This window comes from Natronococcus sp. A-GB1 (genome assembly GCF_029688845.1).
GTDB lineage: Archaea > Halobacteriota > Halobacteria > Halobacteriales > Natrialbaceae > Natronococcus.
On the sequence record NZ_JARUKW010000025.1, the window covers coordinates 13,886 to 29,616 of the forward strand.

Consider the following 15,731-nt stretch of genomic DNA (forward strand, 5'->3'; position numbering starts at 1 on the left):
AAGTGCGAATCCACCAGTCTGCCTGTGTTGTTCCCTACAGTATAAATTAAATGTTTTATATGCGCACTGATCATTATCTCAATAAGTTATTGTAAATAAAGCCTCGAACCGGTTTCGGTGCAAGTCTGACCGGAATCCGATACAGAATGTTCACTATAAATGCTAAGAACGTGATGTAGCCGGACTGTAGAAACTCGTAGTAGAGCAAAAACTCCGTTTTGGCGTACTCGAACCCTCCCCGTCGATCGTACAGCTCCGCGCCAGCCCGAGCTTTTACCAGAACCTCCGGCAGATTTGTGATGGTGTATCCGTGATCGAGGAGGCGGATCCACAGCTCGTGATCCTGCATCGATCGTCGGTCTCCGTACCCGCCGGCGGCCAGAATAGCGCTCTTTCGGTACATGACCGTCGGATGATTGAGGGGACAGCGGTACGCTGCTCGCTCGGCAGCCTCCTCAGAGTCCGTTGGCACGGACCGGATGCCGTCGATCTGGTCGGGATCGTCACTGAACTCGGCGATATAGCCACCCAGAACGTCCACGTTCGGGTTCTCAGTCATAAACGTCACCTGTTTTTCTAACCGTGTCGGTACCGAGATGTCGTCCGCATCCATCCGTGCAACTAACTCGTACGAACAGTGTTCGAGGCCGACCTGTAGTGCCCGTCCCAGCCCCTGGTTCTCGTCGAGTACAACGATGTTGACCGTCTCCGGGTGTTTCTGTTGCCACGTCGTGAGTACCTCGGCCAACTCCTCATCGATCGGCCCGTCTTGTACAATTACGAGCTCCGTCGGTTGTCGTGTCTGCCAGAAAATGCTCTCGATAGCGGTATCGACGTGTCCGGGTTTGTCCCCCGAATATACCGAGAGCAGCATCGATATCTCCGTCCCCGACGCATCGTTCGTATTAGGCTCGTTCATTGCTCAGTTGAGTCAGTTTGCTCGTTTGATGATAGACTCGATTCGTCCTGTGGATCCTGGCCGGTGAGCAGGTCACAGCTATCGGTAGCGACCTGCCACAGTTGAAGTGCAACAATACGGAGATCGAACCACATTGATTGCTTTTCGATATACTCTAGATCGCACTGGAGCTTTTCCTCCGCATCGGTGCTATCGATATCGCGGATCTGGGCCAGTCCTGTGAGACCGGGGGTTACGGCCCACCGTTTCGACCAGCAATCGATGTCTTCCCGCAGTAGTCGTTCCTCTTCGGTCCACACCGGTCGCGGGCCAACGACGCTCATCTCTCCCGTCAGGATTGATAACAACTGCGGTATTTCATCGAGGTGTGTTTTCCGGAGCACGTGACCGACAGGAGTAATCCGGTCCCGACAGCAGCCCGGGTTCGCATCTTCGCTCTCCGGCAGCATCGACCGAAACTTCCAGACCGAAAACGTGCCGCCCAGTCGTGCTGTTCGTCGCTGTCCATAGAGGAGCGGACCGGGGGAGTCGAGCTTGATTGCGACAGCGATGAGCACCAGGAGTGGTGCTGTAACTACCAACGCTAGCGTAGCAAAGACCAGATCGAACAGTCGCTTTGCCAGCCGACCGTACCACGGCCAGGGCTGCAAATCCACCCGCAAGAACTCTCCAGTAGCGTTCTCGGTGGTAAGAACCTGTGTTGCGAGTGAGTCGCGGACCAGCGCGTTCACATTCTGCTCGCGGCATATCCGTAACGTTCCGAACCGCTCTGTCCGATCGTAACGCTCGAAGGCGAGCACGACAGTATCGATATCGGACTCCCGTAGAACGTATGGAAACTGCGAAAGTCCCCCAACGCGTTCGGTTCCGGAGATTCCCTCGAGTCGGTTCGTTGTTCGAACTCCACCGTCGGTCACGACAGGGGTCGTTGGATCAGATGTTTCTTCTTCCGAGTGGGTCATCTCAACCGATTGATCGACGAGCGCGGGGGAAAGGAATCCGACCGGGGCGGTCGGTGCGGACTGGATCGCTGCTCTGATGTGCCCGGGGTTGTTGCCGATCACCAGCACTCGGTGGTCTCCGGCGTAACGCCGACACACTACGTACCACACAGGTAGCGATAGGAATAGAAGAGTCCCGGTTACAGCCGTTGTTAGTACTCCCGGTGCAGTCGCGATTCCTACCGTACTAAGCCCCAACAGTGTGATACAGGCGATTCCAAGTTGCTTTCCGGTTTGCTGGAGTACCGTCACCACTGAACGTGGCTGCGGTGTATAGAGGGGCGCAAGCGACAGACCTACAACAACGCTAATCAGTGTGATGGAGGGAAGAGTGGCTGTCCCGGGGACGGAAAACGTCGGACTCGTTCCTAGAGAGCTACCGAGGAACCCTGCCCCGAATGCAAGCAGCACTGTCCCCCCTACTGCTGCTCCGCGATATTTCCACCCGAATACCATTCAATGTGTTTCCTCTGCAAAGGATCATATTAAAGCTTGTGAGATAGTTGTGGATGATAGAAATCGGCTCTATACAACAAGAAACCATGAGCGGTGTGGCTCTGCTACGTACTCGAGGAACATGTCGCGCTCCCCCTCGAATATGGTGTCACCGAATCTACCGGTCATGGGCTCGATGCTACCGTGCCCACTGCCCTATTCCTTCGTCTGACCGAGTTAGAACGCACACAGTTGCCTCCGGGACGTCGTCTCAGCTCTCCGTCTCAACCGCAAAATCATCCATCGGTTCCGGACAGCCCCTCTGTCAGTAAATAGCCGACGATCAGTGCATTGAGGACCGACGGCGCTTCGTAGCCGACAATCATATGCGATTCCATAAGTTGGATTACAAGGAAGCCGACGGCCAGTGCAACAAGCCCGGGGTCGAGCTCCGGACGACGGAGATACTCAATAAGGCTTCCGACAACGACACCGACATAGGCCGTAAGTCCGACGAGTCCACTGATCAGCCCCATTCGAAGGTAAGAGTTGTGAACACTATCGCCAGCAAAACGCTCACTTTCGTAATACGGTGCGATCATCTCTGCTGAGTCACCCAGCCCGTGACCTATAACTGGACGCTCAGCGATTGCCTGCGTAGCAGCGTCCCAAAGCAACGGGCGGGCACTAAAAACGTACTCTGCTCCCCCGCTGTAGAGCCAAATCACGACCGAGAGGAGACTCGCTAGTGCAACTGTCGCACTTCCGATAGCTCCGACAAGTAACCGTCGACCGCCGATTCGGTATGCGCACAGTAGTCCGGCAGCGAGAAGGGTTGCTGCCCAGGTCACCCGACTCTGTGTCCAGAACAGACCAATCCCATTGATGCCAGCCAGAACAGCGAAAAACGAGCCTCTAGAGGATTGAAAACGAACCACGGATGCAATAAAGCCGACAAAGAGGATTCGAGCGAGGATATTCGGGTTTTCAGTTATTGAGAGAAGATGAGAAAGTTCCCAGCCGTTGTACGAGACTGTAGCTGTCGTCCCATAATGAACAGTTGGAGCGAGGCTTGGAAGGGCAAACGCAGAGAGCCACAGTGGAATCGTCACAACCACGAGAAGTGCGGACACGGCTGCAGCCACCCCTAAAAACCACTTGAGCGGGATAATCCGAGGAAGAACGAACAGGTTCATCGAGACGATTACGATGGCGGCGATTCCAGAGATAATGTTGGTCGGACTTTGATAATTTCCGCTCAAAATATGCACGACATAGAGGGCACCGATTATCGCGATTGCCACAGTGGCATACCGTGGTGGCGGGTCCTGGCGAAGCCAATCAAACCAGCCGTGGAGTGAAAGAAGCCAAAGACTGGCTAGACCAAGTACACCGTACATCCCGATCACGAGGAGTGACCCGAACCGGCCGGGAACTATCTGAGACTGAGTAAGTATCGATGCCAGAATCGCTCCAAACAGTAGCCAACCCACCCATTCGGGAGGAGTCTCGATTTGATTGTGGCGGGAAGAAGACACAGCCACCAGTCAGCCACCAGTGATTATCAAGGATTCGGTTTTCACAACTGATCGCAGAAATGTTAGATGAAGCACTGATTAATGTGTTATTAGTGCTGGATCATGAGTCGATTTCTGTGCGTTCTAGCCGAACCAAATTAATTTTAGGTATTGTACCACCGTCTGGTTCAGCACCTCGTCGGCAGGTGTTTGCCTATTGAGCAGCTGATGCGGTCTTTGAGGTCGTATCAGTGATCGTGTCTGCTGTTAGCCAGACAAAAGTATCCGGTTCCAGGCCACGTCATGAGAGCGTTCAACGCCTAATTCAGCGAGAGTCGGTGGCGTCTCGCGAAGCGAACGACCGATCTGATGGATCGGACGGCGACCGTCCCGATGGGTGTCGCCGCCCGCTCGTTCCCCCGGGATTCTTCTACATTCGACCGTCGCTCTCGCTGAGTAGGTCTGTGAGCAATCTGGCCACTTACTCAACGACCTGTTCACTTCTCAAACTGGCTCATCTATACGGTGTCACTCGATCAAATATCTGTTCCGCAGAGTACTCTCCCTGCATAGGATCCACACAGACCAGGTACTGATTCTTCACTAACCAATGACCGAAATAAATAAACAACATCTCTCTCATTAGTATTGGTATGTCGATTGGACAGACTATCTGCGACTTACATCTTGCCACGAAAAGTCAACCAAATAATCGGGGAGAGAGCTGATGTGTGGGATTATCGGTTACACGGGTGCTGGAAACACGCTTGATATTCTATTAACGGGACTCGACGGGTTGGAGTACCGGGGGTACGACTCGGCGGGCGTCGCCCTCGCGGCGGACCCGATAGCCGTCACCAAACGCGAGGGCGACGTCGCGACGCTTGAGTCGGCCCTCCCCGCGGCGGGCCTCGACGGGGTGGCCGGCCTCGGCCACACCCGCTGGAGCACCCACGGACCGCCCGCCGACGAGAACGCCCATCCCCACACCGACTGCGAGGGCCGCGTCGCGGTCGTCCACAACGGGATCATCGAAAACTACCAGACGCTTCGGGACGAGCTCGCCGCGCGCGGCCACGAGTTCACCAGCGAGACCGACACCGAGGTTATTCCCCACCTGATCGAGGAGCGTCTCGCGGCGGGCGCGGACCGCAAGACGGCGTTTCGCCAGGTCGTCGACCGCCTCGAGGGGAGTTACGCCGTCGCGGCGGTGTTCGAGGATACCGACACCATCTACGCGGCACGCCACGAGTCGCCGCTGGTCGTCGGCCTCGGCGACGAGGGGAACTACCTCGCGAGTGACGTCCCCGCGTTCATCGAGTACACCGACCGCGTGATCTACCTCGCGGACGGCGAGTTCGCGACGCTGACGCCCGACAGCGTCACCGTCACCGACGCGTCGGGGAGCGTCGTAGAGCCGACGGTCGACGAGGTCGCCTGGGAGCCCGAGGACGCCGGCAAGGGCAGCTACGATCACTACATGAAAAAGGAGATTCACGAACAGCCCCGTGCGATCCGGAACTGCCTGCGGGGCCGGGTCGACGCCGCCGCGGGTCGCCTCACCCTCGAGGAGCTGGCCGATCTCGAGGCGCCCAGCCGGGTCCAGCTCGTCGCCTGCGGGACCTCATATCACGCCGCCCGCTACGGGGCACGGCTGTTGCGCGAACACGACGTCCCGGCCCAGGCGTTTCTCGCCAGCGAGTACCGTGCAGAGACCGTCCCGGTTGGCGGCGAGACGCTCGTCATCGGTGTCACCCAGAGCGGCGAGACCGCCGACACGATGCGGGCGCTCCGGGAGGCGAACAGCGCCGGCGCGGTGACGCTGGCACTGACCAATACCGTCGGGAGCTCGGCTGCCCGCGAGTGCGATCACGTCTGTTACATCCGAGCCGGCCCCGAGATCGGTGTCGCGGCGACGAAGACGTTCGCGAGTCAGCAGGTCGCGTTGGCCCTAGTTACCGGCACGCTGGTCGATACCCCCGACCCGGCGTTGCTTGATGCCCTGGCCGGGCTGCCCGCCCAGATCCAGACCGTCCTCGACGAGTCCCAGGCGCGGGCGATCGCCGACGCGTACGTCGACGCCGACGCCTACTTCTTCATCGGCCGGGAGTACACCGCTCCGGTCGCCCTCGAGGGCGCCCTGAAGATGAAGGAGATTTCGTACAAACACGCCGAGGGGTTCGCTGCCGGCGAGCTCAAACACGGCCCGTTGGCGCTGGTCACCGAACGAACGCCGGTGTTCGCACTGTTGACCGCGGGCTCGCGTCTGGAGAAGACCCTGGGCAACGTCAGGGAGGTCCAGGCCCGGGGTGCCCCCGTCATCGCGGTCACCGACGTCCCCGATCGGGTTCGTCACTCGGCCGACCACGTCCTCGAGGTACCCTCCACGCATCCCCATCTGACGCCGATTCTGGCCAACATCCAGCTGCAGCTGGCGTCGTATTGGATCGCGAACCGCCTGGAGCGCTCGATCGACAAACCACGAAACCTCGCAAAGAGCGTCACGGTCGAGTAACCGGCCGGTACCGAGCAGTGAGGATCATCTGTGTGAATCGTCGTTACGAGGCAGTGAAACGGATCGTTCTCGAGGTGTGTGCCGACACGCCGATGATTCAGGAGACGCCCCAACCACGGGTGTTGTTTACCGAGTTCGGCGACTCCGCGCTCGTTTTTGAGGTTCAGGCTTACGTGGCCCATCCGCTAACTGAGAACCGAGCAATCGATCAACTCAACCGCCGACTCTCTGACCGATTCGCCGCAGCGGGGGGTCACGATCCCGTTCCCCCAGCGTGAACTGTCCCTTCTCGAGCCCGTCGAAGACACCGGTCGGTCTCCGGGGAGCCGTGACTCGGAACCGACCGAACCGCCGTCCGATCTCGACCCTGACAGATGAGACGGAGTACTGTCCCTATGTGGTGATCCAACTGTGCTACTCGAACCACTCGGTGTACTCATCACAGGATTCACACGTTGCCTGAGTCACCCACTCGTTGCCCCGCTCATGTTCGCTCGGAGAGACTCGCACCAAATTCATCTCAGTCGAGTTACACTCAGGACACTGCGGCGGTATCGATTTGCTCATGCGAGTTGCATTTTCTGTATTAATATAAATAACTGGTCATAGCAAACATACCACGATTACCGTTACAACGATCACGATGCTGCTTGGAACCATTGTATACCGTAGAGGTCGAAAAGCGAGTCGACTCTTCGGCTATCGTCGCCGACAGGAGTGACCGGGGCAAGTGAGTTGTACGGACGAACGGAATCGACTACCCTCGTTGCGACTTCTACTTCCGGCAGAGATGTGCTACGTGACAAAGGCGTGTCCACCCAAGCAGCTGACCGGATGAGCTGGGTGTACGCACCCGCGTGCGGTTTCGGGCTGTCGTCACCGCCTCCCACAAACGGGACGACCGTCCGTAGGAGTCGACTGCCGGCGCCCATTCGGCCGAGACCGAAGGCGTCTGCTGGAAACTAGGTAGTGAACGGCGATACTCTCCGGGAGCGTATTTTGCAGAGCCGGTCTCGCTGTGTTTCGGTGGTGGGATTGGGGAACAAAGCCGACTGATTCGAACGGTCGCAGGACCCCACCCCTCGTTGCTGTCGCGGCCCGCGAGCGGAGCACGGGTCCGGCTGTTCAGCCGGGCACCGACCGACCGTGGTCGGAGCCACAGCCGAGAGCGAGGAGAGCCGGCTCGCCGAGCTGATCACCAGTCGTTTCCGTTGGCTGCACTCCGAAGTGGGGGCTTGGTCATCCGAACCATTCGGTGTACTCATTGCACCCCTGGCAGCTGACATGAGTTGCCCAGTCGGGACCCCGGTCGTGCTCTCCTGGAGCAACTTTTGTCACCTGGACGTCCAAAGAGTTACACTGAGGACACTGGGTGGGAATCGGCTGGCCCATTCTCTCTTCCTGTTCGTGCCCACTCATATACCTGTATCGGTCGGGCGGCTACACGGAAGGCTATCACGGCTCCGATCCGGTAGTATCGGGTCTGGCGGACCGTCTCAGCCGTCTTTCCGCACGTCGTGACCATCAGATTTCATGGCTACCGAAAGAGTCAGGCCCATTGGCACGATAGCCGTCAGTACTCCGTAATGCCGAGTCTTGCCTCAGTCGCTCGCTATGCCGATGCCGGTGGGTTATCATTAGTTGCAGCACGGATGGTCGAGAAGGCGGTCTTCGAGGGGCCGCTCTCGCTCACACCGCTCGAACGAGCGTACTGGGCGGCCGCGCCGCGCTACTATCGGGCGCTCAGCACCGAGGCGGAGCGGTACCCACGCGACGTCGAGCCCTTCGCACTCGCGTGGGTCGATCCCACTCACATCAGTCGCTTCACCAAGCGACCGTACCCGTTCTGGCTCGGTATCAAACACCGGTTCGGAACCGTTCGAGACGGAACGTGGGACCGCCGGGACGAGCCCCCGATCGAGCCGACGTACGACGGCACACCGCCGGAGCTCTACCTTGCGGATCGGTTCGAGGACACGGTGTTGCACCGCTCCCTTCGCGACCGGTTCTGTCATGGGATCCCATGGGACGAGACAGAGTTCGTCACCACAGCCACCCGTATCGTTTCGAACGGCGGCACAGTCTGGAACGGGTGTCAGAACGAAGCCGATATCGAGGCCACCTGTGCCGGTCTCGACCAGCTGTATGAGTCGATGCGAACGCAGGGTTGTCTGTCATACCGTCAGCTCCTCCGACGCCGCGACGCCCTTTCCGTGGATTTCCTCAAGTGTCTCGAAAACGAGATCGTCGTCGACATCGGACGGGACGGGAGCCTCCTCTTCGTCGACGGCCGACACCGGCTCTCGATTGCGAAACTGCTCGGGCTCGATCGGGTGCCGATCGCCGTTCTCGTGCGCCACGAGGAGTGGATGCAGTCCCAGGATCCCGGTGTTGCCCGGCAGATCACCGGGCATCCTGACCTCACCGACCGATAACCGTCCGAACGTGCTGTCTCTCGACGAACCCCAGCACGTAGCTGAGTGCGAGCCAGATCGCCACCCCGAGACCGACCACGCCGAGCAGTGAGAGCAGGCCGGCGATCGAACCACTGAGGATGGCGACGACCAGAGCCATAGCGGCCGTGATCGCGACGATCTGCCCGAGATCCCGCCCGATCCGCCGCCAGCTGAGCGTGAGTTCGAGATGCATGATATAGACGTTGAGCAGTGCGTACACGCCGTAGGCGATCACCGTCGAGATCGCCGCCCCGATGATCCCGATCGTCGGAATCAACAGGAGGTTCAGGACGAAGTTACCGATCGCGACACCACCCTTTGCGTAGGCTCGCAGCGTTGCCTGGCCGAGATAGTCCAACCCGCTACTCGTCACGTAGGTCACCGTCTGTGCCACCAGAAACAGCGAGAGCACCTGGAGAACGGGTACCGCACCGGTGTACTCGGTTCCGAACACCAGCTCGATCGTCGGTCCGGCGACGAGAATCAGCCCCGCCGTCGCCGGAACGTACACCAGGAGCATCCCGGTGAGGGCGTCCTCGTAGAGGCGAGCAGCCCGGCTGACGTTGCCCTGCTCGTACTGCTCTTTGTACCGCGGCGAGATCGCAAACCCCAGCGAACTCGCCGGGAACTTCGCGAACTTGACGAGCTGTTTGCTGATCGTGTAGTAACTCACGAAGACGGGCGTGAGAAAGAACCCGACCAGGATGATGTCGACCCGTTTGATGAGGATGTCGCCGCTGGCCGTCAGCGAGAGCGGCATCGCGTACTCGAAGAGTCGGCGCCGAAGTCCGTCCTCGATTCGTGTGCGCTCGTACGCACGGTACTGGCGATACGTGAACGCAGCACCGAGGAGTCCGGCAACGAGCCCACCGAGTACGTAGCCGAAAAACGCGCCGATCGGACCGTATCCCAGTGTCGCCAACGCGATCGCGACGATCGACTTCAGCACGGCGTCGGTGACCATCACCATCGCACTCAGTCTGATCTGTTTGAACCCCTGCAGGACGCGACGTGTGTATTTCACCGTCGTACTGCCGACGAGAAAGACGGTCCCGAGGAGGAGAAACGGTTCGAGACCGGGCTCGCCCAGAAACGTCGTGAGCTCGGCGGCAAAGAACAGGAGTACGCCGGAGATGATCGCTAGCGGCACGGCCGTATACAGGATCGAGCTCTCGATAATATGGGGAACCTGACCGGCGTTTCGTTCGTCGTACTCCGTCAGGTACCGTGCCGCGGATCGCCCGAAGCCGAGGCTACTAAGCAGGGTCCCAACGGCCAGAATCGAGAGCGCGAAGTACAACAGGCCGTAGCTCTCGGGGTCGAGCAGCCGTGCCAGGACGATGATGAGGATCCCGCCCGAGACGATATCGGCCGCCTTTGCGACCGCTTCCATCCGAAAGCCGGCAGCGATCTTCTCTTCGAGCGTCATTGTTTCAGCGTTGGTGCGGTGGGTGGGGTCTCGGTCATGGTCACTGAGCCAGCCGGGTTCGAAGCCGGCCTGCGGTCTCGGTCACCCGAACCGGAGCCGACGAATCGACGACCAACAACAGTGCTGTGCTGGCAAAGAGCATCCGGTTCGTGGAGATGTCGCCGGTAATCATCGCGTTGGCGAGCAAGTAGAGGTAGAGCGATACCGTTGTGCCGACGAGCACCGGGTCGGTGTCTGCGTTGAGCGCCACCCACAGACACCATGCGGAGAACGCCAGGAAAAGCACCACCCCGACTAACCCAGCCTCGACGCCGACCTCGAGGACGATGTTGTGAGGGTAGTAGCGTTCGTCCTCGCCGGAGTAGAGAACGGGAAAGCTCCCGATCCCGTGGCCGATCAGCGGCTGGTCGAGCCAGTACCGGACGGCGCTGGTGAACAGATCGACACGCGCCGCACCGCTGACCTCCTCGTCCCAACGGAACAACCGCAGCATCCGTTCGACCGTCGTCCCTGCGGTCACAACGAGGACGCCGAACCCGACGATCGAGCTGGCGGCCGCGGCCACGAGCTGTGAGCGACTCACCGAGATATCGAGTTGAAGATACAGCCAGCCGGCAAACACGACGAGCGCTCCGACGAGGGCGACCAACGGGCCCCGCGCTCCCGTCTGAAACATCGCAACCACCATTACGAACACGCTGCCGGCGAGTACGGCCCGCACCACTCGGCGATCGGTCATGACGAGGAAGTACGCCGCGAGGATGATGCCCACGCCGATCGGGCGGGAGCTGAGGATGTAGTTGACGTCCAGATACGGCGAGTTGCCGTAGCCCAGAATAGCAAGGGTGTAGAGGGTGTCGATCGTGACGAGTCCACCGAAAACGAGGGCGACAAGATAGAACCGGGGGAGTCGGTCGCGGCGGCCACCGAAGTAGAGCGCACAGCCGACGAACAGCAGCGAGATCACCGTGACCAGCCGCAACGCCTTCCAGTCGGCGTACGCGGTGCTACTGCTCCAAAGGATCGTCAGCGCGTAGTAGGCCGCGAACGCCCCGAACAGTGCGATCGCAGCGACCGTCTGTCGACGGATCGGCCGTGTCGCGACATGCCAGACGGTATAAATGCCGATAACCACCAGCAACAGGTAGTTGGGGTCGATCGGAGAGACGGCCACTACCGGCTCGAAGTAGATCGACGTCGCGTAGATCGAGTAGTAGATCAGCAGCGCGAAGATGATTTCCATCCCATAAGATCGCCAGCGCATAAAATCCGTCATTACACATCAGATACGCCGAGGTGTTAAAATACCTGTTCATTTTTGTCTGATAAAGGTTCGGCGTAGCCGACATCGAACCACGCCATCCGGAGGCCTACGACCGTCACCGGCGCTCTGTCGGCCGGATCTCCTACGGCGACAGCCGCCCGGTCCCGTCGGTTGGTCGCTCAGCGCCCCTTCAGTTTCCACCGGAGGCGACCGGCGAAGAGACTGAGTTTGCCGACGTACGAGAGGAGGTAGAACAGGGCGAGAGTCTGACCGGAGACGGGTCTCGAGAGACGCCGTCGGAAGTTCCCGGGGTGGGGTGGCAGGACGTTCTTTGGGTGGTACCACGGTCGGCTGTCGGCGGCCGCACCGGGGAGGCGGGCCAGTTGTTCCTGGCCTGCACCGACCCGGAGGCGCTTTTTCGTATAGTCGGCGAGCGTGGTTCGTGTCGGATGGTACACCACGAGATCGGAAGCGAAGTGTTGGTCGTAGCCCGCCCGAGCAACGCGCTGGCCGAACTCCAGATCGCCACTCGAGGTAAGCCGTGGGTCGAACGGGCCGACGTCCGCAACGAGAGCACGTGTCACCGCCAGACAGCAGGTCGGAGCGAAGTTCTGGGTGTCCAGATAAAACTCGACGGGAAACCCGAAGGCCCGGTCGTATTTCGCTACTAGCGTCGGTTCCGAGCACGGACAGTAGAGTCGGACCCGGCAGCCGAGATACTCGGCGCCGGTCCGCTCGAACGTGGCGACCAACTCCGCCAGCCAGGTTGTAGGCACGCTCATATCGGCATCGAGGAACGCCAGAATCTCGCCCGACGAACGCTCGATTCCGGTGTTTCGTGCGGCGTACGAGCTCTGGACCTCCCGTTCGTCGACCACGTACCCGTTGTCGACCTCGGCGAGCCGGTCACGGGCGACGGCACGGGTCGCATCGGACGAGGCGTTGTCGACGACGATGATCTCGAAGGCGTCCGTGGAGAGCGTTTGATCCCGCAGTGAGGAGAGCGTCGTTTCGATCCCGTCGGGGTCGTTGTAGACGGGGACGATGACCGAGACCAGACAGTCGTCACTCATACCGTTTTGCGGACATGCCACGTACAAAACTGTAGTGAGTTTTCGCCGAGGTCGCCGCCACCGCGTTGCTGACCAAGGGCGCCACCACGAACTTCGCTGGGTCCGTCGTCTCCCCTACTAGGTGATCGGGCCGCGGGCCACGCTACGACCAGAGGGCACGTCGGAGCCGCGAGAGTGCGGGCGCCGGCAGCAGTCGTGCTGCTGCCCCGACGGAAGGCCACCGCACGAGGCTCCGGGCGAGATACGGATACTTCCGCACCGACCGTGCGTTGTGGTATTTCATCCCGAGTGATTTGTACTGGTGGGCCGTCGCCCGCCGTCGGTCGAGGTAGCCGAGTTCGGCGAACCGATCAGCGTGCTTCTTTCGGAGCAGTCCCAACGCGCGTTTGTAGCGCTGGACCTGACTGCTCATCTGCTCTGTACCGTTGGTGTCGGTCCACTCGACGGTATGTAGGGGATCGTAGCCAACGTGGGTGTGTTGACAGAGCCGGATCCAGAGCTCCCAGTCCTGGAGCCCCGGCATCCCCTCGTCGAACCCGCCGACGGCGTCGAACAGCGCCGCATCGATCGCCGGACTCGAGGTCGTCCCGATGACGTTGTAGAGAAGGATCGTTCGGGAGAGATCGCCGCCCCCATCGCCAAAGATCTTGTATTTCTCATTGCCAGCGCTGTCGACCGCAACACGTGCGGAGTAGACCAACCCGGTCCGCTCATCGAGCGTGGCGAGCTGGCGTTCGACCTTCCGTCGGCGCCACCGGTCGTCGTCGTCGAGAAACATCAGAACGTCCCCCTCGGCAGCGTCCGCTCCGACGTTGCGCGCGTGGCACGCGCCGCCATCCGCGGTCTCGAGGCAGGTCGTCTCGATCGCCAACGAGTCGAGGTACTCACGAACGTCGGTGTAGTCGACGGTCGACCCGTTATCGACGACGAGCAGTTCAGCGACAGGGTGTGTCTGGTTTGCAACGCTCTCTGCTGCCCGCCGTAACCGACCCGGTCGGTTGTACGTCGGAATAATGACCGACACCTCCTGTGACTCTTTCCGCGACACGGTTTCACTTCCAGACTCCGTCTAATAAGATTATATGTTTCTAAGAGATGTTGAGAAGGGTAAAGCGCAGACTATTGGGTAACATGAAAAGTATAATAAGCCAATAGCCGGTCGCTTGGTCGACATACGGTGTACTACGGCCGGTGTCGGACGGTGCCGGTCGCGAGCCACCCGCTTTGCCTTCGGCGGAGGTACCGACGGCGCCCCCGGTCAACGGTACGCGACGGGACCGACTCGGGTCGAGATCTGGTGGCACACTGGAGCCGAGTCACGATCGAACTAGTTGCCGCAAGCGGTCGGTGACGGCCGTTACGGTCCGGTGCCACTCGTAGGTTGAAGCCCGCGAGGGTCGATCGGCAGTCGGTACCGAGAGTTGATCCCGGATTGCGGCCGCGAAGGCGGGAACGTCACCGACGGGAGCGACGGCACCGGCGCCGTCGACGATCGGGCGGAGCTGTTCGAGGTCCGAACAGACGACACGGGTGCCGGAGGCCATCGCTTCGAGTACCGTCCGTGGAACGCCCTCCGCCCGGCTTGGTAACACGAGAACGTCCGCCGAGCGGTAGACACGCGGCATCTCGTCGTACGGGACGTGGCCGAGGAATACGACGTCCTGGCCCGCTGTGTCGCCAGCTTGGCGTTCGAGTCGGCCGCGCAACGGACCGTCACCACAGAGATAGAGCGTCGCCTCCGGGTGGCTCTCGCGGACGGTGGCCATCGCCTTGAGGGCGTCCTCTGGTCGCTTGCCCTCGACCAGTCGACCGACGAACAGGATAACGGGGCCCGTCGCCTCGAGCAGCGTGCTCTCGGGACCCGTCGGGCTGAATCGGTCGGTGTCGACCCCGTTCGAGACGACGGCAACGGGTGTGGTAACGCCGATTCCACGGAGGTGTCGCTTCTCGACGTCCGTATAACAGAAGACGAGATCGGCTCGGTTGAACGTCCAGCGCCCGATCGTCCGGAGGTACCACTCGAACAGCCGTTTTGAGGCCGTCTGGGAGTACAGCCCGTGGTTCGTGATCGCCAGTGGTGGCCCACCAACTAGCCGTTTTAGCGCCGCCAGATTCGTCGAGAAGTACAGATGTGAGTGAGCGTGCACGACGTCGAACGCCGCAGCCGTCCGGAGGTGCTGTGCGACGCCGGTCGAGATCTCGTTGCCCAGAACGGCGACCGAGGGGTCGTACCGAACGACCGTATACCCACACCGTTTCTCGAGATGTGGTGCGGTGGGATCGTGCCGTACCGTCAGGACCGTGACGTCATGGCCCAGTGCCGCCTGATCCCGACTCAACGCATGGACGTGGTAGGCGCCCCCACCCTTCACGTCGGGATAGATGGTCTGTGCGACCCGAAGGATCCGGAGGGAGTCGCTCGAGCGAGGAGACTCAGCTGGCATCACAGTGCTCGCATCGTCGGTAGCTCAGGGACCGTCTCGGCATGGACTCTCCGATCTGAGACGAACTTTAGCATTCTCTCTGAAAAGGCTAGCGAAGTGACCTCTTCTGTGGCGTGGGAGCTCACTCCGGGACACAAGGGGGTCCGACGGACCGTTGTACAAGGATGGAGTAAGCAAGTGACGCGCGTTCCCCTCACCCAACCGGCGTGATATCCACGCTGTGGTCGGTGTGAGTAGCGAGCGGGTGAGACATCGGCGAGACGCCAGGGTCGGACGGCCCAACGCACTCTTCGCGTGGCAACGAACCCGACTTCTGGTCGCACTCCTCGTGCTTGCCTACCCGCGCGTGTCCCTCGAGAGAACCCCACTCATGACCGCGACACCGACAAGAAACGCGAGAAGACAACCTATGCCGATTCGAGCGTTGCGGACTCGTCTGCGGCGATGGATCGCAGCGAAGACACACTCGAGTTGCTCGCGAACGATGACCTACTGTGCTGGCGGGATCTCGTAGTGGTGTCGTGTTCCGTCGGCTCGCTGTGGTCGGTTCTCGTCGGTCCTGCTCGATGCAGTGGGGCACTCAACTTGCCGTCCAACGGTTTCGAACACCCGCCCGGTCTGTCGGTGGCGCCGCCGGAGCCCTGCCTCGAGGGAGCCCGAGTCTCGATATCGGGGCTC

The 15,731-nt window shown here is 60.5% G+C and carries 11 protein-coding genes; 3 read left to right on the forward strand and 8 right to left on the reverse strand.

What is annotated here, in order from left to right:
• Positions 1–73: 73 nt before the first annotated feature.
• The 3 genes from QA600_RS20705 to QA600_RS20715 form a co-directional block, all read right to left on the reverse strand.
• Positions 74–919, reverse strand: coding sequence for a glycosyltransferase (locus QA600_RS20705; protein ID WP_278293825.1), 846 nt, complete (start codon positions 917–919; stop codon positions 74–76).
• Entirely contained in the window at positions 916–1,983 is a 1,068-nt protein-coding gene (locus tag QA600_RS20710; protein ID WP_278293826.1) for a sugar transferase, read from the reverse strand. Before QA600_RS20710 ends, QA600_RS20705 begins: the two co-directional genes overlap by 4 nt.
• A gap of 668 nt (positions 1,984–2,651) precedes the next feature.
• Complete coding sequence (locus tag QA600_RS20715) at positions 2,652–3,659, reverse strand: O-antigen ligase family protein (RefSeq protein WP_278293827.1); 1,008 nt, start codon at positions 3,657–3,659, stop codon at positions 2,652–2,654.
• A 940-nt stretch (positions 3,660–4,599) separates the two neighbouring features.
• Between QA600_RS20715 and glmS the strand changes: the two genes are divergently transcribed.
• From glmS to QA600_RS20730, 3 genes are all read left to right on the forward strand, one after another.
• Positions 4,600–6,387, forward strand: a complete 1,788-nt coding sequence (glmS, locus tag QA600_RS20720) for a glutamine--fructose-6-phosphate transaminase (isomerizing) (protein WP_278293828.1) — start codon at positions 4,600–4,602, stop codon at positions 6,385–6,387.
• 53 nt (positions 6,388–6,440) lie between these two features.
• Positions 6,441–6,665 carry a mechanosensitive ion channel domain-containing protein gene (locus tag QA600_RS20725; RefSeq protein WP_278293830.1) on the forward strand — a complete coding sequence of 75 codons (225 nt, stop codon included), beginning with the start codon at positions 6,441–6,443 and terminating at the stop codon, positions 6,663–6,665.
• Positions 6,666–8,039: 1,374 nt separating this feature from the next.
• Entirely contained in the window at positions 8,040–8,822 is a 783-nt protein-coding gene (locus QA600_RS20730) for a hypothetical protein (RefSeq protein ID WP_278293831.1), read from the forward strand.
• On the opposite strand, the gene QA600_RS20735 is transcribed toward QA600_RS20730, so the two are convergent.
• From QA600_RS20735 to QA600_RS20755, 5 genes are all read right to left on the reverse strand, one after another.
• Positions 8,809–10,272 (reverse strand): flippase, encoded by a 1,464-nt coding sequence (locus QA600_RS20735; protein ID WP_278293832.1) that lies wholly within the window; start codon positions 10,270–10,272, stop codon positions 8,809–8,811. The genes QA600_RS20730 and QA600_RS20735 overlap by 14 nt on opposite strands.
• Before the next feature lie 40 nt (positions 10,273–10,312).
• On the reverse strand, positions 10,313–11,548 hold the full coding sequence (locus QA600_RS20740; RefSeq protein ID WP_278293833.1) for an O-antigen ligase family protein: 1,236 nt from the start codon (positions 11,546–11,548) through the stop codon (positions 10,313–10,315).
• A 167-nt stretch (positions 11,549–11,715) separates the two neighbouring features.
• On the reverse strand, positions 11,716–12,609 hold the full coding sequence (locus QA600_RS20745; RefSeq protein ID WP_278293834.1) for a glycosyltransferase: 894 nt from the start codon (positions 12,607–12,609) through the stop codon (positions 11,716–11,718).
• Positions 12,610–12,751: 142 nt separating this feature from the next.
• Entirely contained in the window at positions 12,752–13,657 is a 906-nt protein-coding gene (locus QA600_RS20750) for a glycosyltransferase family A protein (RefSeq protein ID WP_278293835.1), read from the reverse strand.
• Between the two features lie 268 nt (positions 13,658–13,925).
• Complete coding sequence (locus QA600_RS20755; RefSeq protein WP_278293836.1) at positions 13,926–15,053, reverse strand: glycosyltransferase family 4 protein; 1,128 nt, start codon at positions 15,051–15,053, stop codon at positions 13,926–13,928.
• Positions 15,054–15,731 lie beyond the last annotated feature (678 nt).

What these genes read in the sequence shown, in the direction of transcription:
- glmS (WP_278293828.1), top strand. Translation starts at nt 4,600, where the DNA reads ATGTGTGGGATTATCGGTTACACGGGTGCTGGAAACACGCTTGATATT.
- QA600_RS20705 (WP_278293825.1), bottom strand. Translation starts at nt 919, where the DNA reads ATGAACGAGCCTAATACGAACGATGCGTCGGGGACGGAGATATCGATG.
- QA600_RS20740 (WP_278293833.1), bottom strand. Translation starts at nt 11,548, where the DNA reads ATGACGGATTTTATGCGCTGGCGATCTTATGGGATGGAAATCATCTTC.
- QA600_RS20745 (WP_278293834.1), bottom strand. Translation starts at nt 12,609, where the DNA reads ATGAGTGACGACTGTCTGGTCTCGGTCATCGTCCCCGTCTACAACGAC.
- QA600_RS20735 (WP_278293832.1), bottom strand. Translation starts at nt 10,272, where the DNA reads ATGACGCTCGAAGAGAAGATCGCTGCCGGCTTTCGGATGGAAGCGGTC.
- QA600_RS20730 (WP_278293831.1), top strand. Translation starts at nt 8,040, where the DNA reads ATGGTCGAGAAGGCGGTCTTCGAGGGGCCGCTCTCGCTCACACCGCTC.
- QA600_RS20755 (WP_278293836.1), bottom strand. Translation starts at nt 15,053, where the DNA reads ATGCCAGCTGAGTCTCCTCGCTCGAGCGACTCCCTCCGGATCCTTCGG.